Raw genomic sequence first — 4,627 nt, 5'->3', positions numbered from 1 at the left:
CTGCTTGAGCAGCCGGGCGTCCTTGATGTTTTCCATGAACACCGCCTTGACCTTGGCGTTACGGATCTGGGTGATCAGCGCCGCGACTTCGGCGGCCGAGGGTTCGCGTTCGGTGGACAGGCCCTGGGGCGCCATGAAGTCGATGCCATAGGCCTGGCCCAGGTAGCCGAAGGCGTCGTGGGAGGTGACGATCTTGCGGTTGCCCGGGGGCAGGGCGCCGAGCTTGGTCTTGGCCTCGGCCAGCAGGCGGTAGATCTGTTGCAGGTAGGCCTGGCTGTTGTGCTGGTAGTCGGCCTGGTGAGCCGGGTCGGCGGCAATCAGCGCCTTGGTGATGGTGTTCACATAGAGTTCGCTGTTGGCCAGGTTGTGCCAGGCATGCGGGTCGGGCACCTGTTCGCCGTCCTCGTCCAGGGTGCGTGGAATCACCCCGCGACTGGCGGTGATCACTGGAGTCTTGGTGGCCGAGCTGGCGACCAGACGATCCAGCCAGGGTTCGAAGCCCAGGCCGTTCTTGATGATCAGCCGCGCTTTGAGCAGGGCCTTGGCGTCGTCCGGTGTGGGTTCGTAGGTGTGGGCGTCTTCGTCGGCGCCTACCAGGTTGGTGATCTGTACATGCTCGCCGCCGATCTGGCGGGTCATGTCGGCGAGGATGCTGAAGCTGGTGACCACGGCCAGCTTGTCCGCGGCTTGGGCGGTGGACCACGACAGGGGCAGCAGCAGGCTGAACAGCACGAGTAGAGCGCGCATCGGGAAACACCTCATGGGGATGTGAGCAAAGGCGGGCGGTGCAACAGGCCGTGCACCGGACCGCACACCACGGACAGCAGGTACAGGCTGCCCGCTACCAGTACGATGGCCGGTCCGCTGGGCAGCGAGTAATGGAACGACAGCAACAGGCCGAGCCACACCGAGAGACAACCCAGCAGCGCGGCAATGCCCATCAACAGCGGTAGCCGACGGCTCCAGAAGCGCGAGGCGGCGGCCGGCAGCATCATCAGTCCCACCACCATCAGGGCGCCGATGGCCTGGAAACCGATCACTAGATTGAGCACCACCAGGGTCAGGAACAGACCGTGGGCCAGGGGACCCAGGCGGCTGACGCTGTTCAGGAACAGGGGGTCGAGGGTGTCCAGCAGCAGGGGTTTGTAGATCAGGGCCATGGCCAGCAGGCTGAAGGCCGAGACCAGCAGCATGCCGTTGAGGGTCGGGCCGTCCACCGCCAGGGCCGAGCCGAACAGCAGGTGCAACAGGTCCAGGCGTTTGCCCGCCAGCCCGAGGATCAATACGCCGCTGGCCAGGGAGATGGGGTAGATAGCTGCGATGCTGGCGTCTTCCCGCAGGCCGGTGCGGCGGGTGATCCAGGCCGCGAGACCGGCCATGCCCAGGCCGGCGCCCAGGCCGCCGAAGGTAAGGGCCGGCAAACTGAGACCGGCGAACCAGAAGCCCAGCGCTGCGCCGGGAAGGATGCCGTGGGCCACCGCATCGCCGATCAGGCTCATGCGCCGCAGGATCAGGAATACGCCCAGGGGAGCGGTGCTGCAGGCCAGTACCAGACCGCCGAGCAAGGCCCGGCGCATGAACACGAATTCGCTGAAGGGTTGCCAGAAATGCGCGGCGAACTGCATCAAGCCACCTGCGTCTGCAATGGCGGGGCGATCAGTTCTTGGCTCTGGCCCCATACACAGCCGCTGCTTTTAATCAGCAGGGTCTGGGGGATGTGCCGGCGCACGGCGGCCAGGTCATGGCAAACCACCACCAGGGTCCGGCCCTGGGCATGCCAGCTGTGCAGGTGTTGCCAGAGCAGGGTCTGGCTCGCTTCATCGAGGGCCGCGTGGGGTTCGTCCAGGAGCAGCAGTGGTGCTTCGGTCAGGCTCAGTCGGGCCAGCAGCGCGCGTTGTAATTCCCCACCGGAAAGGGCCATCAACGGGCGACTTTCCAAACCACTCAAATGCCAGTCTTCGAGTACGGCCTGCAGTTTTTCTGCCCGGGCCCTGGCCGGTTCGCGCTTGCCCCAGAAGCCACCGGCCACCAGTGCTTCCAGGCTGATGGGGAACTGGCGATCGAGGTGTTGCTGTTGCGGCAGGAATGACAAGCCGCCCCGTTTGGGCGTCGCCAGATCGACCTTGCCGGCCAAGGGCTTTTGCAGTCCGGCCAGGACTTTCAGCAGACTGCTCTTGCCCGAACCGTTGGCGCCGATGATGGCGCTCAGGCTACCGCTGGGCAGGTGCAGATCCAGGGCCGGGGTCAGGGGTTGGCCCGGTGCGCCCCAGCGCAAACCTCGACAACGGATCATCAGACCTCCCAGTTCCAGCGGCTTTGCGCCACGGCGTCGTGGGCGTGCAGGCTTTCCGCATGTACAACCCGCAGTTGGAAGGCGTTGACGCCGGGGGAGCGACGCAGGGCCAGATTCAGCCGGCGGGCGGCGTCTTCGCAGAACATCAGGTTTTGTCCGTTGGCCAGGGCGAAGGCCTGCTCATCGGCGCGCTTGACCGCCGTCTGCACGGCGGTGCCCAGGGCGCTTTCCGCGTCGTTGATCAGTGCAATCAACGGCAGCTCGTCGAGAAAGTCGTCCAGGCGCAGGTGCAGTTCGGCGTTGCTGCGTTGGCTATGGGGTGTGGCGACTATGCCTTGGGTCGAGCCCAGCCAAGCCAGGATGTCGGCGTGCTGCAGTGGCCGGTTGGCGAAATCCTTGACGAACTGCTGTTGGATCAACTGGCGGGACAGGGCGGCCGAGCAAGGGCAGGTTGAGGAATAAGGCACGACGATTTTTAGTTCCACGTGGAACATCGTGTTTTTCAGCCGCGCTTCGATGCTCAACGGATAGCTCTTCCAACCGGCCAAAGGACTGACCAAGGCCGGACGTTTGAGCAGCAGATCGAGGTGCAGGCGCAGGTAGGCGCTGTGGGCCAGGCCTTCGTGACTGTCGAGAAAGCGTTGCAGCACTTGGCGCAGCAGAGCAGGCGAGAGGTTGTCCTGTTCGAGCATTTCCAGGGCCAGGTACAGGCGCGACATATGAATACCTCGCGCCTCGCCGTCGTCGAGGCTGACTCCGGCATCGGCTTTGGCTGCGATCCGTTGGCTGTCCATCACTACAGGTAAGGCAATGCCGCACATGCCCACCCATTCCAGGGGCAGGGCTTGGCGTGAAGCCTGCGCGGCGATATCCGGCAGAGTCAGCGCGTTCATGAACAGGTCCGTCGTTAGGAATATTTCGACATGTTATATTATAACAATAACTCCGATGAAAGATTTTTCCTCGGCGGTTCTCTGGCCTGTTCTTGTGAGTACGGACACTCCCTTAGCTGCGGTATTTGTCATGCACAGACGTCAATTGCTCAACCTGCTGTTGGCCGGCACGGCCCTGATGTTGCCCTGGACTGTTTCCGCCGCGCAGATCCGTAATGCGCGGCTGTGGAAAGACGCCGACAAGCTGCGCCTGGTGCTCGATCTGAGTGGCCCGGTGCAGTACAAGACCTTCACCCTGAGTGCGCCGGAGCGCTTGATCATCGATTTGAACGGCGCTCGCCTGAGTGGCGATTTCAGTCAGTTGTCCCTGGCCCATACGGTGATCCGCGCGATCCGCTCCGGGCATTTTGGCCAGGGCGATACGCGAATTGTTCTCGATCTGAACAAGCCGGTTCAGCTCAACAGTTTTCTCCTGCCGCCCCAGGATGGGCAGGGCCATCGACTGGTGCTGGACCTGTCCGAGACCGGCAAGGCGCCGCTGCAGATCGCCGCGGCCGCTGCACCGCTGGCCAAGCCCGAGGCGTCGCCGGGCAAGCCCCATCCCAAGCGCGACATCATCGTGGTGGTGGACCCCGGCCACGGTGGCAAGGACCCGGGGGCCGTGGGGGCCAAGGGTGAACGGGAGAAGGATGTGGTGCTATCCATCGCCCAGTTGCTGGCCAAGCGGCTCAAGCGTGAGAAGGGTTTTGACGTGAAGTTGGTGCGCAACGATGACTTCTTCGTGCCGCTGCGCAAGCGGGTGGAGATTGCCCGCAAGTACAAGGCCGACATGTTCATCTCGGTGCACGCCGATGCGGCGCCGCGCCTTACGGCCTCCGGTGCCTCGGTGTATGCCTTGTCCGAAGGCGGGGCGACTTCGGCCACTGCGCGCTTCATGGCCCAGCGGGAGAACGGTGCCGACTTGCTGGGGGCCAGCAGCCTGCTCAATCTCAAGGACAAGGACCCGATGCTGGCGGGAGTGATTCTCGACATGTCGATGAACGCCACCATTGCCGCCAGCCTGCAGCTAGGGGGCACGGTGCTGGACAGCCTGTCGGGGATCACCACCCTGCACCAGAAGCGCGTGGAACAGGCCGGGTTCGCGGTGCTCAAGTCGCCGGACGTGCCATCGATCCTGGTGGAAACCGGCTTTATCTCCAACAGCCGCGACAGCCAGCGACTGGTCACGACGCGGCATCAGCAGGCGATTGCCGACGGCCTGTTCAAGGGCTTGCAGCGCTACTTCGAAAAGCACCCGCCGGCCAACAGCTACATGGCCTGGCTCCAGGAAACCAAGAACAACCGCGCCGTGTAGGAGCCGGCTTGCCGGCGAAGAGGTCAGTGAATGTTGCGCCGTTTCCAAGGATGTCTTCGCTGGCAAGCCAGCTCCTACCGCCGCCAG

The 4,627-nt window shown here is 63.9% G+C and carries 5 protein-coding genes; 1 reads left to right on the top strand and 4 read right to left on the bottom strand.

Annotated elements, in window-relative coordinates; genetic code table 11:
• The 4 genes from BLX41_RS02740 to folE2 form a co-directional block, all read right to left on the bottom strand.
• A partial coding sequence (locus BLX41_RS02740; RefSeq protein ID WP_259744352.1) for a metal ABC transporter solute-binding protein, Zn/Mn family occupies window positions 1-747 on the bottom strand: 747 nt, incomplete at its 3' end.
• 11 nt (window positions 748-758) lie between these two features.
• Entirely contained in the window at window positions 759-1,625 is an 867-nt protein-coding gene (locus BLX41_RS02735; RefSeq protein WP_123723669.1) for a metal ABC transporter permease, read from the bottom strand.
• Window positions 1,625-2,293, bottom strand: a complete 669-nt coding sequence (locus BLX41_RS02730) for a metal ABC transporter ATP-binding protein (RefSeq protein ID WP_123723668.1) — start codon at window positions 2,291-2,293, stop codon at window positions 1,625-1,627. Before BLX41_RS02730 ends, BLX41_RS02735 begins: the two co-directional genes overlap by 1 nt.
• Window positions 2,293-3,186, bottom strand: a complete 894-nt coding sequence (folE2, locus tag BLX41_RS02725; RefSeq protein ID WP_123723667.1) for a GTP cyclohydrolase FolE2 — start codon at window positions 3,184-3,186, stop codon at window positions 2,293-2,295. Before folE2 ends, BLX41_RS02730 begins: the two co-directional genes overlap by 1 nt.
• A 130-nt stretch (window positions 3,187-3,316) precedes the next feature.
• Between folE2 and BLX41_RS02720 the strand changes: the two genes are divergently transcribed.
• Window positions 3,317-4,540: an N-acetylmuramoyl-L-alanine amidase gene (locus tag BLX41_RS02720; RefSeq protein ID WP_123723666.1), complete on the top strand. Its 1,224-nt coding sequence runs from the start codon at window positions 3,317-3,319 to the stop codon at window positions 4,538-4,540.
• Window positions 4,541-4,627: the final 87 nt, after the last annotated feature.

This window comes from Pseudomonas protegens (assembly GCF_003732485.1).
In the GTDB taxonomy this organism is placed as follows: Bacteria; Pseudomonadota; Gammaproteobacteria; order Pseudomonadales; family Pseudomonadaceae; genus Aquipseudomonas; species Aquipseudomonas protegens_B.
Note: the sequence above shows the minus strand (reverse complement) of the source record. Positions and strands in the feature narration are given on the sequence as shown.

Excerpts from the sequence above, each read along its gene's own strand:
- folE2 (WP_123723667.1), bottom strand. The coding sequence starts at position 3,186 with ATGAACGCGCTGACTCTGCCGGATATCGCCGCGCAGGCTTCACGCCAA.
- BLX41_RS02720 (WP_123723666.1), top strand. The coding sequence starts at position 3,317 with ATGCACAGACGTCAATTGCTCAACCTGCTGTTGGCCGGCACGGCCCTG.
- BLX41_RS02730 (WP_123723668.1), bottom strand. The coding sequence starts at position 2,293 with ATGATCCGTTGTCGAGGTTTGCGCTGGGGCGCACCGGGCCAACCCCTG.
- BLX41_RS02735 (WP_123723669.1), bottom strand. The coding sequence starts at position 1,625 with ATGCAGTTCGCCGCGCATTTCTGGCAACCCTTCAGCGAATTCGTGTTC.